Origin of the sequence: Nocardioides antri (assembly GCF_008373765.1) — a bacterium.
In the GTDB taxonomy this organism is placed as follows: domain Bacteria; phylum Actinomycetota; class Actinomycetes; order Propionibacteriales; family Nocardioidaceae; genus Nocardioides; species Nocardioides antri.
Genome location: NZ_VUJW01000008.1, coordinates 152,524 through 168,267, shown reverse-complemented (window position 1 = coordinate 168,267; position 15,744 = coordinate 152,524). Strand labels below are relative to the sequence as shown.

The 15,744-nt window shown below is 70.9% G+C and carries 10 protein-coding genes; 2 read left to right on the top strand and 8 right to left on the bottom strand.

What is annotated here, in order from left to right:
• Positions 1 to 92 precede the first annotated feature (92 nt).
• The 4 genes from pgsA to F0U47_RS13935 all read right to left on the bottom strand — a co-directional run bounded on the left by pgsA (position 93) and on the right by F0U47_RS13935 (position 6,553).
• Entirely contained in the window at positions 93 to 755 is a 663-nt protein-coding gene (gene pgsA / locus F0U47_RS13950) for a CDP-diacylglycerol--glycerol-3-phosphate 3-phosphatidyltransferase (protein WP_149751080.1), read from the bottom strand.
• Entirely contained in the window at positions 752 to 2,203 is a 1,452-nt protein-coding gene (rimO, locus tag F0U47_RS13945) for a 30S ribosomal protein S12 methylthiotransferase RimO (RefSeq protein WP_149751079.1), read from the bottom strand. Before rimO ends, pgsA begins: the two co-directional genes overlap by 4 nt.
• A gap of 70 nt (positions 2,204 to 2,273) precedes the next feature.
• Positions 2,274 to 3,956 (bottom strand): helix-turn-helix domain-containing protein, encoded by a 1,683-nt coding sequence (locus F0U47_RS21620; RefSeq protein WP_223162776.1) that lies wholly within the window; start codon positions 3,954 to 3,956, stop codon positions 2,274 to 2,276.
• A 5-nt stretch (positions 3,957 to 3,961) separates the two neighbouring features.
• The gene (locus F0U47_RS13935; RefSeq protein WP_149751078.1) at positions 3,962 to 6,553 is read right to left on the bottom strand and encodes a DNA translocase FtsK; all 2,592 of its coding nucleotides are present in this window, start codon (positions 6,551 to 6,553) and stop codon (positions 3,962 to 3,964) included.
• 233 nt (positions 6,554 to 6,786) lie between these two features.
• Between F0U47_RS13935 and F0U47_RS13930 the strand changes: the two genes are divergently transcribed.
• The gene (locus F0U47_RS13930) at positions 6,787 to 9,984 is read left to right on the top strand and encodes a M4 family metallopeptidase (protein WP_149751077.1); all 3,198 of its coding nucleotides are present in this window, start codon (positions 6,787 to 6,789) and stop codon (positions 9,982 to 9,984) included.
• A gap of 97 nt (positions 9,985 to 10,081) precedes the next feature.
• On the opposite strand, the gene F0U47_RS13925 is transcribed toward F0U47_RS13930, so the two are convergent.
• On the bottom strand, positions 10,082 to 11,767 hold the full coding sequence (locus tag F0U47_RS13925; protein ID WP_149751076.1) for a ribonuclease J: 1,686 nt from the start codon (positions 11,765 to 11,767) through the stop codon (positions 10,082 to 10,084).
• Positions 11,764 to 12,654, bottom strand: coding sequence for a 4-hydroxy-tetrahydrodipicolinate synthase (gene dapA / locus F0U47_RS13920; RefSeq protein WP_149751075.1), 891 nt, complete (start codon positions 12,652 to 12,654; stop codon positions 11,764 to 11,766). Before dapA ends, F0U47_RS13925 begins: the two co-directional genes overlap by 4 nt.
• A gap of 121 nt (positions 12,655 to 12,775) precedes the next feature.
• On the opposite strand from dapA, the gene F0U47_RS13915 reads away from it, so the two are divergent.
• On the top strand, positions 12,776 to 14,251 hold the full coding sequence (locus tag F0U47_RS13915) for a sulfatase-like hydrolase/transferase (protein ID WP_149751074.1): 1,476 nt from the start codon (positions 12,776 to 12,778) through the stop codon (positions 14,249 to 14,251).
• A 12-nt stretch (positions 14,252 to 14,263) separates the two neighbouring features.
• On the opposite strand, the gene F0U47_RS13910 is transcribed toward F0U47_RS13915, so the two are convergent.
• Positions 14,264 to 15,208, bottom strand: coding sequence for an LLM class F420-dependent oxidoreductase (locus F0U47_RS13910; RefSeq protein WP_149751073.1), 945 nt, complete (start codon positions 15,206 to 15,208; stop codon positions 14,264 to 14,266).
• 21 nt (positions 15,209 to 15,229) lie between these two features.
• A complete protein-coding gene (locus tag F0U47_RS13905) occupies positions 15,230 to 15,739 on the bottom strand; it encodes a dihydrofolate reductase (RefSeq protein ID WP_246159626.1) in 510 nt (169 codons plus the stop codon).
• Positions 15,740 to 15,744 lie beyond the last annotated feature (5 nt).

The window sequence follows — 15,744 nt, the reverse complement described above, 5'->3', positions numbered from 1 at the left end:
GTTTCGGAGAAATCTGACTCGGCGATTTCTGGCCGAAACACGAATTTCAGCGTGAAATGGCTAGACCAGCGCCGGAAACTTTTACCTTCGGCTCAGCGGGCGCCGGCCGCCGGCGCCTTGGCGCGGATGACGTGGCGCTGCTTCCAGACGTCCCGGAAGAACTCGTAGCCCGACCACAGGGTGAGCGCGAAGGCGACCACCAGCATCGCGAGCGCGCCGGCGTACGTGACCTCACCGGGCCGGTCGAGCCAGCCGTCCACCTCGAGCAGCGGCAGGGTGAGGAACCCGAGCGCGAGCGCCTGCGCCATGGTCTTCCACTTGCCGCTCTGCGCGGCCGCGATCACGACCGACTTGAGGACGGAGAGCCGGAGCAGGGTGACCGCCCACTCGCGGACCAGGACGACGATCGCGATCGTCCACATCCACCAGGTGTCCATGATGATCGCCAGGCCGATGAACGCCATCCCGGTGATGGCCTTGTCGGCGATGGGGTCGGCGATCTTGCCGAAGTTCGTGATGAGGTTGCGCTTGCGCGCGATGTCGCCGTCGACCTTGTCGGTCACCATGGCCGCGACGAAGATCGCCCAGGCGACCGTGCGCCAGAGGACGGAGTCGCCGCCGTCGGCGAGGAGCGCCCAGCCGTAGAACGGCACCGAGGCGATCCGCAGCGTGGTCAGCGCGTTGGGCAGGTTCCAGTTGCTCGGCTTCGCCACCGCCCCGGTGGTCGGCGTGGTGCCGCCCTCTGCACCGCTCATCGCTTCTCTCCCGTCGCCTCCGCGACCAGGTCGACCCCGTCGCTCTCGACCACCACGGCGCGCACGAGGTCGCCGATCCTCACGTCAGTGCAGCCCCGCACCAGCGTGCTGCCGTCGACCTCCGGCCCCTGGTGGGCGGCGCGGCCCTCGCAGTGGTCCGGCCGGTCGCTGTCGAGCTGCTCGACCAGCACCTCGACGGTGCTGCCGATCCGCTCCTCGGCACGCTCGCCGTTGAGCGCGGTGACCAGGTCGGTCACGTGGGCGACGCGCGCCCGGATCTCGTCCTCGTCGTGCTTGCCCTCGAAGGTCTCCGCCTCGGTGCCGTCCTCGTCGGAGTAGCCGAACACGCCGGTCACGTCGAGGCGGGCGGCGGTGAGGAAGTCGCAGAGGATGTCGAGGTCCTCATCGGTCTCACCGGGGAAGCCGACGATCACGTTCGATCGGACGCCAGCCTCCGGCGCCAGGGAGCGCACCTGGTCGAGGAGACCGAGGAAGCTCTCCGGGTCGCCGAACCGGCGCATCCGGCGCAGCACCGCGTTGCTGGCGTGCTGGAACGACAGGTCGAAGTACGGCGCGACGCCCGGTGTGGTCGCGATCGCCTCGATCAGGCCCGGCCTGGTCTCCGCAGGCTGCAGGTAGGACACCCGGACCCGGTCGATGCCCTCGACCGCGGCCAGCTCGGGGAGCAGGGTCTCGAGCAGCCGCAGGTCGCCGAGGTCCTTGCCGTACGACGTGGAGTTCTCCGAGACCAGGAACAGCTCCCGCGCGCCCTGTCCGGCGAGCCAGACGGCCTCGGCCAGCACGTCGGAGGGCCGGCGACTGACGAACGAGCCGCGGAACATCGGGATCGCGCAGAACGTGCAGCGCCGGTCGCACCCGCTGGCCAGCTTGAGGGCCGCCATCGGACCGGAGTCGAGCCGGGCCCGCGCCGGTCCGGTGGTCGAGCTTGTCGAGACCGCCGTTCCAGCTGCCGGCCGCTCGGCCGGGCTGATCGGCAGCAGCCGCCGCCGGTCCTGCGGGGTGTGCGGGTGCGGCCGCTCCCCCGCCACGATCGACCGCAGCCGGGCTGCGATGTCGGGGTAGTCGTCGAACCCCAGGACGGCGTCCGCCTCGGGCAGCTCGTCGGCCAGCTCGGCGCCGTACCGCTCGGCGAGGCAGCCCACCGCCACCACGGTCTGCGGCCGGCCGGCCTCCTTGAGGTCCGCAGCGGCCAGCAGGGTGTCGATCGAGTCCTTCTTGGCCGCGTCGACGAACCCGCAGGTGTTGACCACGACGGTGTCGGCGTCCTCCGGGTCGTCGACGAGCCGGAACCCGTCAGCCGCGAGGCGTCCGGCGATCTCCTCGGAGTCGACGTCGTTGCGGGCGCAGCCGAGGGTCAGGAGCGCGACCGCGAGCGGCGCTGGTGAGCCGGTCGCCGGGGACGGTGCGGTCGGAGGAGAGGACGTCATGACTACCGGCAAGTATGGCTGCTCGCCCCTCCCTGGAGCGAAACGCCGGGATCTCCCCTCCCGGGGTGCGTCAGCAGGCGGAGAGCACCTTCGTGACCTCCGCGCCGGTCTCGCCGAGCGGCTCGGGGTCCTTGCAGTCGACTGCCGCGGTGACCGAGCCGTCGGAGCTCTGGATCCGGACCGGCGGGACGACCTCGAGCTTCGACGTCTGCCCGAACGCGAGCTGTCCGTCGAAGACGATGTCGCCGTCGCGGTCGCGGACCAGGACCGCAGCGCCACCACCGGTGGCGGTCAGGGTGACCGGTACGGCGGGCACGTTCCCCTGGCCGTTCGAGATCCCGCCGCTACCGGTCTGCCGCAGCGACGCGGGGTCGCCGAGGGGCACCGGCCCGTCCATCACCAGCCGGGCGATCGACCACACCAGCACTGCCGCCATCACCGCAGCGAGGAGGACCGACCAATTCCGGCCGCCGCGCGTGCCGCGGATCGAGCCGCCCACGCCGGTGGCGAGCTCGGACTCGAAGACCCGGCGCGGGTCGACGGGCGCGTCGGCGTACTTCTCGTCGTACGACGCCACCAGAGGGCCGGCGTCGAGCCCCAGGACCCGGGCGAGCGTGCGCAGGTGACCGCGGGCGTAGAAGTCGCCCCCGCACGGACCGAAGTCGTCGACCTCGATCGCCTCGATCACGTGGGGACGGATCCGGGTGCGCTCCGAGAGCTGGTCGACCGTCAGCCGGAGCCGGCTCCGGGCCCCCTCGAGCTGCGGGCCGATGACCGGCTCGGGCGCGGGGTGCACGGCCAGGTCGTCGAGGACGACGGTCAACGTCTGCTCGGCGGGCGTCGCGTCGAGGGCGGGGTCGGAGAGCAGCGCGTTGGCGCCGATCGTGGGGTGGGACCCGGTCTGGTGCGCGCCGGTGCGCTGCACCTCGACCCGCGCGGCGCCGACCACCGGGCGGCCGGGGCCGGGCGTCGGGGTCGGGGCACGGCGGCCGTCGGCCGGCTCGTCGTCCGGCACGGCCTCGATCTCGTCGGTCGACGCCTCGGCGAGGACGGGCTCGATCGTGTCGACGGTGTCGTCGTCGGTGTCGGCGGGCGCCGCCGGCCCCGCGAACGGGAAGCGGAAGCGTCGCTCGACCTCGGCCGCGATGCCGCGGCGCTCGAGGGCGACGGTGTCCTCGGCGTCGCTCTCCTCGTCGGGCGAGGTCGCGAAGGTGTCGTCGTCGGCGTCATCGTCCAGGCCGGGCACCACCTCGACGACGTCGGCGCGACCGTCCGCGAGCGTGGCGAGCTCGTCGCTGACGGTCGCCCGGTCGGCGCCGACCAGCCGGGTGGCGAGGGTCAGCGGCACGATCAGCTGCTGCCCGCTCTCCCCCACGACGAGCAGGTGCCCGTCGCGGAACGGCAGCCGCCGCGGCAGGTGCTCGAGGCACTCGACCTGGTCCCAGGCGATGCCCTGCCACTCGGCGCCCTCCCGCAGCCGGACGCCCAGGCGGTCGGCCACGAGCAGCGGCGCGCGGCCGTCGGCGACGGCAGCGGCGTGCAGCACCGTGATGAGACCGAGCACCGCGAACGCCGCCCAGTCGAGCGGTGCACCGTCGCCGAACGCGCGAACGGCGAACGCGACGGTCAGTGCCGCGGCGATGGTGCCGATGACGGCCGAGAGCACGACGTTGCGTCGTACCTCCACCTGGTCGGGGGTCTCGTCGGGTCGGTCCGTGGTCGGCAGGTCGGTGTCGAGAATCTCGTCGGTCATGTCCGTCACTCCCCCTGGATGGTCGCGATCACGGAGTCGAGCTCATCGGGTTTCACCAGCACGTCGCGGGCCTTCGAACCCTCGCTGGGGCCGACCACGCCACGACTCTCGAGGATGTCCATCAGCCGGCCGGCCTTGGCGAAGCCGACGCGGAGCTTGCGCTGCAGCATCGAGGTGGACCCGAACTGCGTCGACACGACCAGCTCGATCGCCTGGACGACCAGGTCGAGGTCGTCGCCGATGTCGTCGTCGAGGACCTTGCCGCTGGTCTGCGGGGCGGTGACGTCCTCCCGGTAGGTCGGCTCGAGCTGGGTCTTGCAGTGCCGCACCACCTGGTGGATCTCGGCCTCGGTGACCCAGCTGCCCTGGACTCGTATCGGCTTCGACGCGCCCATCGGCAGGAACAGCCCGTCGCCCTGGCCGACCAGCTTCTCCGCACCCGGCTGGTCGAGGATGACCCGGCTGTCGGCGAGCGACGAGGTCGCGAACGCCAGCCGGGACGGCACGTTCGCCTTGATCAGGCCGGTCACGACGTCGACCGACGGCCGCTGCGTGGCGAGCACCAGGTGGATGCCGGCCGCGCGCGCCAGCTGCGTGATCCGGACGACCGAGTCCTCCACGTCGCGCGGCGCCACCATCATCAGGTCGGCGAGCTCGTCGACGATCACCAGCAGGTAGGGGTACGGCGCGAGCACCCGCTCGCTGCCGGCCGGGACCTCGACCTTGCCCGCCCTGACGGCCTTGTTGAAGTCGTCGATGTGGCGGAACCCGAAGTTGGCGAGGTCGTCGTACCGCATGTCCATCTCGCGGCAGACCCACGCCAGCGCCTCGGCGGCCTTCTTGGGGTTGGTGATGATCGGCGTGATCAGGTGCGGCACGCCCTCGTAGTTGTTGAGCTCGACCCGCTTGGGGTCGACCATGATCATCCGCACCTCGTCGGGCGTCGCCCGCATGAGGACCGACGTGATCAGCGAGTTGATGAAGCTCGACTTTCCGGAGCCGGTGGCACCCGCCACCAGCAGGTGCGGCATCTTCGCCATGTTGGCGACGACGAAGCCGCCCTCGACGTCCTTGCCGAGCCCGGCGACCATCGGGTGGTGGTCGTTGCGCGCGGCGTTCGACCGCAGCACGTCGCCCAGGGACACGATCTCCTTGTCGATGTTGGGGATCTCGACGCCGACCGCGGACTTGCCGGGGATCGGGCTGAGGATGCGCACGTCCTCGGAGCCGACGGCGTAGGAGATGTTGCGCGAGACGCCGAGGATCTTCTCCACCTTGACGCCGGTGCCGAGCTCGATCTCGTAGCGGGTGACCGTAGGGCCGCGGGTGTAGCCGGTGACCTGCGCATCGATGCCGAACTCCTCCAGCACCTGCGACAGCTTCTCCACCACGGCGTCGCTGGCCTTGGACCGGGCGCGGTGGGGCGAGCCGGGCTTGAGCGCGTCGCCGCTGGGCAGCGAGTAGGTGATGTCGCCGGAGAGGGCGAGCTGCTCGACCCGCTGCGGCAGCTGGGCGTGGGGCGGGGGCTCGAGCTCCCCGGTCTCGTCCTGGGCGGCGGGGACCGGAGCCGGGCCGGGCTCGTCGGTGAGCGGCACGTCGATCGGCTCGCGCAGCTCCATCGACTCCTCGACCGCGGCGGCGGCCTTGCGGCCACGCCGCTTCTTCGGCTGGTCCGCGAGGAGCGGGGAGTCGTAGGCCTGGTCGCCCATCAGCGGGTCGATCGTGTCGTCGGACCCGCGCCCGCGCTTCACCCGGATCGGCTGGGTCGGCTCGCCCTCGTCGGCGTCGCCGTGGTGGCGGCCGAGGAGCACGTCACCCATCTCGCGGAGCCGGTCGGGCACGCGGTAGAGCGGTGTCGCGGTGATGACGAGGACGCCGAAGAACGCCAGCAGCACGAGCAGCGGAACGACGAGCGCCGGGGAGCGGAGCAGGTCGAGGAGCAGGGCGGAGACGACGTACCCGACCGCTCCCCCGCCCTCGCGGAGCGGGGTGGTGTCGCCGCTGACCGGCTCGGGGCTGCCGTTGGCGATGTGCACGACGCCGAGGAGGCCGAACGCGAAGGCGGTCCAGCCGATCACCTGGCGGCCGACCGGACCGTTGGCGACCGGGTCACGCATCACGCGCCAGGCGGCGAGCAGGACCAGCATCGGGACGAACCACGCGACCTTGCCGACCGTGCCGGAGACCACGGTCCGGACGAGCTCCATGACACCGCCCGGGACCTCGAACCACACCCCGGCAGCGACGACCATGGCGAGCCCGACCAGCAGGAGGCCCACACCGTCGCGGCGCTGCTCCGGCTCGATCTCCTTGGCTCCCCCCACGATCCCTCGTACGACGGCGCCGACGCCGTGCGCGATGCCGAGCCAGATCGCCGCGATCGCCCGCGCGAACGCGGCGAACGATCGCGAGACCGGGCCGGGTCCGCTCCGGACGGCGCGAGGCGCCGGCCGACGGGTCGCGGCGCTTCGCTTCGCGGTCGGCTTCTTCTTGGCTGTACTTCGCGATCGCGAGCTGGAACCTGCCTTGCCGCTCCCGCGGCTGCTGGACGTGCTCCGGCTGCGCGACCGCGTCGGGGAAGACGTACGGGTCGCCATGCTGATGACCCTACTCAGTCGTCACATCAGCCCCATGGATCACGGAAGCGTGTCGCTGCCTCAAACGCCCCTTCCTGCACACGGAAGCGCAGGGCGGGGACGAGAAGGTCGTGGCGGGCAAATTCAGTCGAATCAGGGTCTGGACCGGAGAGTGCCGCACTCCTAAGGTGCCGGATGGTGCGTGTCTTTCGGCCCGCATCTCCTGGAATAAATTCCTTGGAAGGATTCCCTCGGTGAAGAATCTCAACCGGGGCCGCAGCTTTGCGCTCGGCCTCGCCCTCATCGCCGCCGGCCTGGCGGCACCCCCCGCGCTCAGCGCATCCGCTGCTCCCGCGGCCCCTGACCCATCCATCATCGACGAGATGCGGAACACCGCGTCCGGCGACATCGCGCTGCGCGAGAACCCGGCCACGGGGAAGGTCGGCTTCGTGCGCGGCAAGGGTGCCAATCCCGACCTGCTCCCCGGGGTCGCCGCCGAGGGACGTCAAGGAGCGATCGACAAGGCGACCCGCTACCTCGACCGGTTCGCCGGTGCCTTCGGCGCCCGTTCCTCCGAGCTGAAGCAGGCCGGCGTCTACGCCGACAAGTTCGGCTGGTCGGTCACCTTCACCCAGTCCCACCAGGGCATCCCGGTGTTCGGTGCCGAGCTCAAGGCCGAGGTCGACCGCGAGGGCGACCTGACCGTGATCAACGGCTTCGCCGCCCCTGGCCTCTCCCTCAGCACGACTCCCCGGTTCTCGAAGGAGGAGGCGTCCGCGCGCGCGCTCGCGCTGGTCAAGGCCCGTCCCGAGGGCTACGAGGACGGATTGCCGCGCGCCTACAAGGCGGGGCTCAAGGTCCGCTCGATCGAGTTGATGGTCTACCGCACCGGCTCGCCCCGCGGCATCGACGGCGACAACCGTCTCGCCTGGGTCGCCGAGGTGTGGAACAAGGACAACATCCGCGAGACGTTGATCCTCGACGCCGAGACCAACAAGCCGCTCAACCGCTGGTCGATGATGGCGCACGCCCTCGAGCGCGAGCTCTACGAAGGCTACGTCGACGACAACGGCACGCCGGACAACCCCGACGACGACTTCGTCAACTACGACCACGTGTGGAGCGAGGGCGACCCGTTCCCCGGCAGCCTCGACGAGGACCAGCGCAACGAGGTCCTCGGAGCCGGTGAGACGTACTGGATGTTCCGCAACACGTTCGGCTACAACTCCTGGGACGGTCTGGGCGGCGAGATGATCACCGTCAACAACGACCCCACCATCAACTGCCCGAACGCCAACTGGAACGGTTTCTCGACCAACTACTGCAGCGGTGTCACCGGTGACGACACGGTCGCCCACGAGTGGGGTCACGCCTACACGGAGTCGACCTCGGGTCTGATCTACCAGTGGCAGGCCGGCGCCATGAACGAGGCCTACTCCGACATCTGGGGCGAGACCGTCGACATGCTGAACACCCGCCACAACGAGGGCGGTGAGACGCAGGCGAACCCGGTCTACCGCACGGAGGGCAACTGCTCGGAGTACACCCGCAACGAGATCACGATGGAGATCACCGCGCCCGCGAGCGTGGCCGGACCCTGTGCCGCCGCGCCGGCGTCGTTCGGTCCCGTGATCACACAGGCCGGGGTCACCGGCGAGGCGATCGTCGGTGTCGACGGCACCGGCACCCTGCCGGACGGCACGCCGGACACCTCGACGGGCAACGGCTGTCTCCCGTTCGAGAACGCCGGCGACATAGCCGGTCGCTGGGTCTACGTCGACCGCGGCGCCTGCACGTTCGCGACCAAGGCCCAGAACGCCGAGGACGCCGGTGCCGAAGGCATCGTCGTGGGCAACCACACGGCCGGCCAGGAGCCGTTCTCGATGTCGGGCTCGGCTGACATCTACGGAATCATGGTCAGCTTCGAGGACGGCCAGAAGTTCAAGTCGGCCGGAGGCCCGGTGACGTTCCACGCGGCCGCCGTCCCGTCGGACACCGACGACACCTACCGCTGGCTGTCGGGTGAGTCCGACCCGGCGTTCGGTGGTGCGATCCGCGACATGTGGAACCCCAACTGCTACGGCGACCCGGGCAAGGTCTCCGACGCCGAGTACCACTGCTCGGACGATGACTCCGGCGGTGTGCACAGCAACTCGGGTGTCGTGAACCGGACGTTCGCGATCCTCGTGGACGGACTGGACGGCAAGGTCGCCCCGATCGGGCTCGACAAGGCCGCGTGGCTGTTCTGGTACACCCAGGCCCACTTCCTCACGCCGATGTCGTACTTCCCCGACCTGGCCGACGGTCTGCTCGCGTCCTGCGAGGCACTCCAGGGCCAGGACATCGAGAGGGTCACCCTCGGCAGCCCGACCCAAGCCGACGGCGCGGACGGCGGTGTCGTCGACCCCGCCGTGGTCGAGGGCGGCACGACGGACGCTGACTGCAACCGGGTAGAGGCGGCCATCGCCGAGACCGAGCTCCGGCTCGACCCGACCGAGAAGTGCGACTGGCAGCCCCTGCTGCAGCCGGGCAACCCGTCCGTCTGCGGTGAGGGCACCCACACCGAGACCACCTACAAGGAGAACTTCGAGGACGGTCTCGCGGGCTGGAGCCAGGACGAGGAGCTCGGCTTCTCGTTCAGCGAGGGGATCCCGTGGCGGGCCTCGGAGGACGCACCGGACGACCACGGCGGCACCGTCGCGTTCGCACCCGACCCTGTGGCGGGCGTCTGCGGTGGCGAGGGTGACCTCACCAGCCGGAACGGTCTGATCAGCCCGGACATCACCGTCCCTGAGGGCCAGACCCCCCGGCTCACGTTCCGCCACTACATGGCGTCCGAGGCGACGTGGGACGGCGGCAACGTGAAGGTCAGCGTCAACGGCGGGGACTTCGAGCTCGTGCCGCTCGACGCGTACCTGTTCAACGCGCCGGGCGGCGAGCTCGACCCGACGGCCGGTCCGATGGGCGGCGAGCCCGCATGGACAGGCACCGACGGCGGTCAGCTGGGCGGCTCGTGGGGCAAGTCGATCATCGACCTCAGCACGCTCGCCGATGCCGGTGACAGCGTGAGCTTCCGGTTCGACTTCGGTCGTGACGGCTGCAACGGCGTCGACGGTTGGTACGTCGACAACGTCAAGGTCCAGGTCTGCGCGCCCAACCCGGTCAAGACCACCACGAAGGCCGTCGAGTACCCCGAGCGGCAGGAGAAGGGCGTGCCGTTCGACGTCAAGGTCAAGGTCACCGCCGCCAACGGCGAGACCCCGACCGGGCGCGTCGTGCTGTGGTACGGCCAGCGGAAGCTCGGACGGGACTGGCTCAATGACCGCGGCATCGCGAAGGTGACGGTGCTCCGGGTCTTCCGGGTCGGCGATCGCCCGATCGTTGCCAGGTACAAGGGCGACGACGGCTTCCGGCGGAGCCAGGACACGTTCATCGTCCACTTCCACCACTGATCGACCAGCAGCACCTAGCAGCAAGGACGACGGTCCCCGCTCTCCTCCGGGAGGGCGGGGACCGTTGCGTTCGGTGGTCGAGCTTGTCGAGACCCGACTAGGCCTCGACGACGACCGGGATGATCATGGGCCGCCGCTTGTGCGTGCCACTGACCCAGCGCCCGATGGTCCGGCGCACGGTCTGCTGGAGCTGGTAGGTGTCGTCGTTGCCGTCGGACAGCATCGCGTTGACCGCGTCGATGATCGGCTGCTTGATGGACTCGAAGTCGGAGTCGGCCCAGGCGTGCCCACGGGCGTGGATCTCCGGGCCCGCCGACACCTTCCCGGCGACGGAGTCGACCACCACGATGACCGAGATGAAGCCCTCCTCGCCGAGGATCCGGCGGTCCTTGAGCTCGGACTCGGTGACGTCGCCGATCGACTGGCCGTCGACGAAGACGTAGCCGACGGCGACCTTGCCGGTGACCGACGCGACGCCGTCGACGAGGTCCACCACGACGCCGTCCTCGGCGTACACGACGTTCTCGACGCCGGTCTGCTTCGCCAGCGCGCCGTTGGCGAGCATGTGACGGGTCTCGCCGTGCACCGGCAGCACGTTGCGCGGGCGGACGATGTTGTAGCAGTAGAGGAGCTCGCCGGCGCTGGCGTGGCCGCTGACGTGGACCAGGGCGTTGCCCTTGTGCACCACCCGGGCGCCCCACCGGGAAAGCCCGTTGATGACGCGGTAGACCGCGTTCTCGTTGCCGGGGATCAGGCTCGAGGCGAGGACCACCATGTCGCCGGCCTCGAGGTTGACGAAGTGGTGGCTACGGTTGGCGATCCGGGCGAGCGCGCTCATCGGCTCGCCCTGCGAGCCGGTGGAGATCAGCACCTGCCGCTCGGGCGGCAGCTCGGCGAGCTCCTTCGCGTCGACCATGACGCCCGGCGGGATGGTCAGGTAGCCGAGATCGCGCGCCACCCCCATGTTGCGGACCATCGACCGGCCCACGAAGGCCACCCGGCGGTCGTGGGCGACCGCGGTGTCGAGGATCTGCTGGACCCGGTGCACGTGGGACGCGAAGCAGGCGACGATGATCCGCTGGTCGGCCTCTCGGAAGACCTGGTCGAGGACCGGGGTGATGTTCTTCTCGGAGGTCGTGAAGCCGGGGACCTCGGCGTTCGTCGAGTCGGTGAGGAAGAGGTCGACCCCCTCCTCCCCCAGTCGCGCGAACGCCCGCAGGTCGGTGATCCGGCCGTCGAGCGGCAGCTGGTCCATCTTGAAGTCGCCGGTGTGGAGCACGAGGCCCGCGCCGGTGCGGATCGCGACGGCGAGCGCGTCGGGGATGGAGTGGTTGACCGCGACGAACTCGAGGTCGAACGGGCCGAAGCTGATCCGGTCGCCCTCCTTGACCTTGTGGAAGGCGGTCTGCTTCAGGCGGTGCTCGCGGAGCTTGCCGTTGAGGAGCGCCAGGGTCAGCTCGGAGCCGACGAGCGGGATGTCGCCACGCTCGCGCAGGAGGTACGGCGTCGCGCCGATGTGGTCCTCGTGCCCGTGCGTGAGCACGAGCGCCTCGACGGCGTCGAGCCGGTCCCGGATCGCGGCGAAGTCGGGCAGGATCAGGTCGACGCCCGGGTGGGACTCGTCGGGGAAGAGCACGCCGCAGTCGACGATGAGCAGGCGCCCGTCGTACTCGAAGACGGTCATGTTGCGGCCGACCTCGCCGAGGCCGCCCAGCGGGATCACCCGCAGCCCACCGGAGGGCAGCTCGGGCGGGGCTCCGAGCTCCGGGTGCGGGTGGCTCAACCCAGGACTCCCGCCGACTCAAGACCGGCGCGGAGAGCCGCGACCTCGTCGTCGTCCAGGGCCACGAGTGGCGACCGGACCCGACGGTTGTCGAGGACACCGACCAGCTCCAGCGCCGCCTTGGCGGCGGTCGCCCCGTAGTTGGGGGCGCCCATGATCGCGTCGATCGCGGGGAGCATCCCGGAGTAGATGTCGAGGGCCGCCATCGGGTCGCCGTGGTGGAACGCGTCGTACATCGCCCGCAGGCGGTCGCCCACGACGTGGCCCGCCACCGACACGAAGCCGGCGGCGCCGTGCGCCAGCCAGGCGAGGTTGGCGTGGTCGTCACCGGAGTAGACCGCGTAGCCCAGGTCCCTGATCCGCACGCCGCGGACCATGTCGCCGACGGCGTCCTTGACGGCGACGACCGGCTCCCAGCCGGCCATCTCCTGGTAGGACTCCAGCGCGATGGTGCTTCCGGTGCGGCCGGGGACGTCGTAGAGCATCACCGGAAGGTCGGCGGCGTCGACGACCTGGCGGAAGTGGTGGACGATCCCGCGCTGGCCCGGCTTGTTGTAGTACGGCGTCACGAGCAGCACGCCGTCCGCGCCGACCTTGGCCGCCTGCTGGGCGAGCCAGATCGAGGTGTTGGTGTCGTTGGTGCCGACGCCCGCGACCAGCTTGGCGCGGTCACCCACCGCATCCTTGACCGCGGCGAGGATCTCGCCGTCCTCCTCCTTGGTGGTGGTGGGCGACTCACCAGTGGTGCCGGACACCACCAGTCCGTCATGGCCGTGGTCGACGAGGTGGCGGGCGACGCGCTGGACGGCGTCGAGGTCCACCGAGCCGTCCTCGCGGAAGGGCGTGACCATTGCGGTCAGCACGGTGCCGAAGGGCGCGGAACTCATGGTGCAAGGCTATCGCTTCGACCGGGCAGGGCCGACTCGCGACGGGGGTCACAGCCTCGACGGACCACCTGTGGTGTCATCCCGGCCCGGTTCGACCTGAGACCTGGAAGGATCTCTCCTCGTGCGAGTGCGCTCCCTCTCCGCACCACTGACCGCCGTCGTCGGCTTGCTGATGCTGCTCACCGTCGGCCAGCCGCCGGCGTCCCCCAGCGTGCCCTCGGCCGGCGTACCGGCGTCCCCGGCCGCCGTCGACAGCCGCCCGAACATCGTGCTGATCCTCGCCGACGACATGCGCGCCGACGAGCTCCGCCTGATGCCGAGCGTACGACGGCTGCTGGTCCGCAACGGCACGACCTACCGGGGCGCGCTCTCCCCGCACCCGGTCTGCTGCCCGGCCCGGGCCGAGCTGGTCACCGGCCAGTTCGGCCAGAACAACGGGGTGCAGAACAACAAGGGACCGTGGGGCGGCTACCAGGCGCTCTCCCACCCCGGCAACACCGTGGCGGCGTGGCTCCAGGACGCGGGCTACCGGACCTCGCACCACGGGAAGTACCTCAACGGCTACGAGCGGTTCGCCGCCCCGCGTGAGCCCGGCTGGACGCGGTGGGACACCCAGGTCGGTGGCATCTACAGCTACGACCGGAGGGCGGTCTTCACCGACGGCGACCGGATCGACGGCCGCTACACCACCCACGTCATCGGCGGGCGCTCCGATCGCACGATGGCGCGGTTCGCGCGCAGCGGTGCTCCGTTCTTCACCGTCGTCAACCACGTCGCCCCCCACGGGTCACGCCGCAACGGAGTGTGGCGCCACCCGGTCGCGGAGCGCAGGCACCAGGACGCGTACGCCGCCCTGCTCCCTGGGTCGTACGGCGAGCCGTCCTTCCAGGAACGGGACGTCAGCGACCTGCCGGCCGACCTCCGGCGACCGCTGATCCCGACCCGCGACCTGGTCCGGCTGGCCCGCGCCCGGGCCCGGGCGCTGCTGTCGGTCGACGACGCGGTCAGGCGCACCGTGAACCGGCTGCGGGAGCTGGGCGAGCTCGACGACACCTACGTCGTCTTCGCCTCCGACAACGGCTTCCAACTCGGCGAGCACCGCCAGCGCGGCAAGAACCTGCCGTTCGACGAGACATTCGAGATCCCGCTCGTCGTCCGGGGCCCGGGCATCGCCCGGGGCGCGGTCGTCGACGAGCCGATCACCCTCGTCGACCTGGCTGCGACCTTCCTGGAGTGGGCGGGCGGCGTGCCCGCCGACCGGACGCTCGACGGCCTGCCGCTGGGCCGGATCGGCACCGACCATCCGCGGGACACGATCCTGGTGCAGATCGGCGACTCGGCGGACGACGACACCGACGGCTGGCGCTACCGCGGCGTGACGACCGGCCGCTACCTCTTCGCGGTCCACGCCGGCAACCCCCGCAACGGCGTGCTCTTCGACCGGGCCGTCGACCCGCACGCGACGGTCAACCGGATCGCCGACCCGGCGTACGACGAGGTCCGGCGCGAGCTGCTGCGGCGCACCCGCGAGCTCACGTCGTGCTCCGGTGAGGCGGCGTGCAACCAGTCCTTCGGCCCGATGCCGAAGCCTGCCTGACCCCGTCGTCACTCAGACGTGCGGCATGACCTCCTCGGCCACGAGGTGGAGGTGCTCGAGGTCGGACAGGTCGAGGACCTGCAGGTAGACCCGCTGGGCGCCGAGCTTGGCGTAGCGGCCGATCTTGTCGACGACCTCCGGCGGAGTGCCGGCCAGCCCGTTCAACCGCAGCTCGTCGACGTCACGACCGATCACCTCCGCCCGGCGGGCGAGCTCGGCCTCGTCACGGCCGACGCACAGCACGAGCGCGTTGGACCAGGTCAGGTCGTCGGGATCGCGCCCGATCTCCTCGCACGCGGCCCGCACACGTGCGAACTGGGTCGCGGTGAAGTCCTCGTCGACGAACGGCAAGTTGAACTCGTCGGCGTAGCGGGCGGTGAGCGCGGGCGTCTGGTTCCTGCCCTTGCCGCCGATCAGGATCGGCGGGCCGCCGCGGTAGCCACCGTCCTGGACCGGCTTCGGCAGAGCCGGCGAGTCGGCCAGCCGGTAGTGGGTGCCGGTGAAGTCGTAGGTCTCCCCCCGCGGCGTCGACCACAGCCCGGTGACCACGTCCAGCTGCTCGGCGAACCGCGCGAACCGCTCCCTGGTGTCGGGGAACGGGATGCCGTAGGCGGTGTGCTCCTCCGTGAACCAGCCTGCGCCGATGCCGAGCTCGACCCGGCCGCCGCTCATCGCGTCGACGTTGGCGACCTGGATCGCGAGCACGCCGGGGTGGCGGAAGGTCGCGCTCGACATCATCGTGCCGAGCCGGATCGTGGAGGTGTCCCGCGCGAGCCCGGCCAGCGTGGTCCACGCGTCCGAGGGCCCGGGCAGCCCGTCGCCGCCCATCGTCAGGTAGTGGTCGGAGCGGAAGAACGCACCGAACCCGAGGTCCTCGGCCGTGCGGGCTACCGCGAGGAGGTCGTCGTACGACGCGCCCTGCTGGGGCTCGGTGAACACCCGGAGCTCAACTGTCATGCGTCGAGCCTTGCAGGCCGCTCAACCGCAGGCGTGGACCCGCTCCCAGCGGACGATGTCGAACCCCTCGCGCGGCTCGCGGGAGACCTCGCGCCAGCGCTTGCGGCTGAACTCCGGGTAGTGGGTGTCCCCCTCGGGCGACTGGTGGACCTCGCTGATGACCTGCACGTCGGCGTACGGCAGCGCGGCGTCGTAGACCACTGCCCCGCCGCCGATCATCACGTCGCCGTCGAGCGTGTCGGCGAGCCTCAGCGCGTCGGGGAGCGTGGGCGCGACGAAGAGGTCGGTGCCGACGCCGTCGGCCTTCCAGTCCGGGTCGCGGGTCAGCACGATCGTGGTGCGGTCGGGCAGCGGCTTGCCGATGCCCTCGTGGGTCGTGCGGCCGAGGATCAGGACGTGGCCCGAGGTCGTCGCCTTGAAGTGCGCGAAGTCCTCCGGGAGGTGCCACGGGATCTTGCCGTGCAGCCCGATCACTCCGTTCTCCGCGACGGCGGCGACCATCGTCACCGTCTTGCCGCCCGGGGTCGTCACCGGGG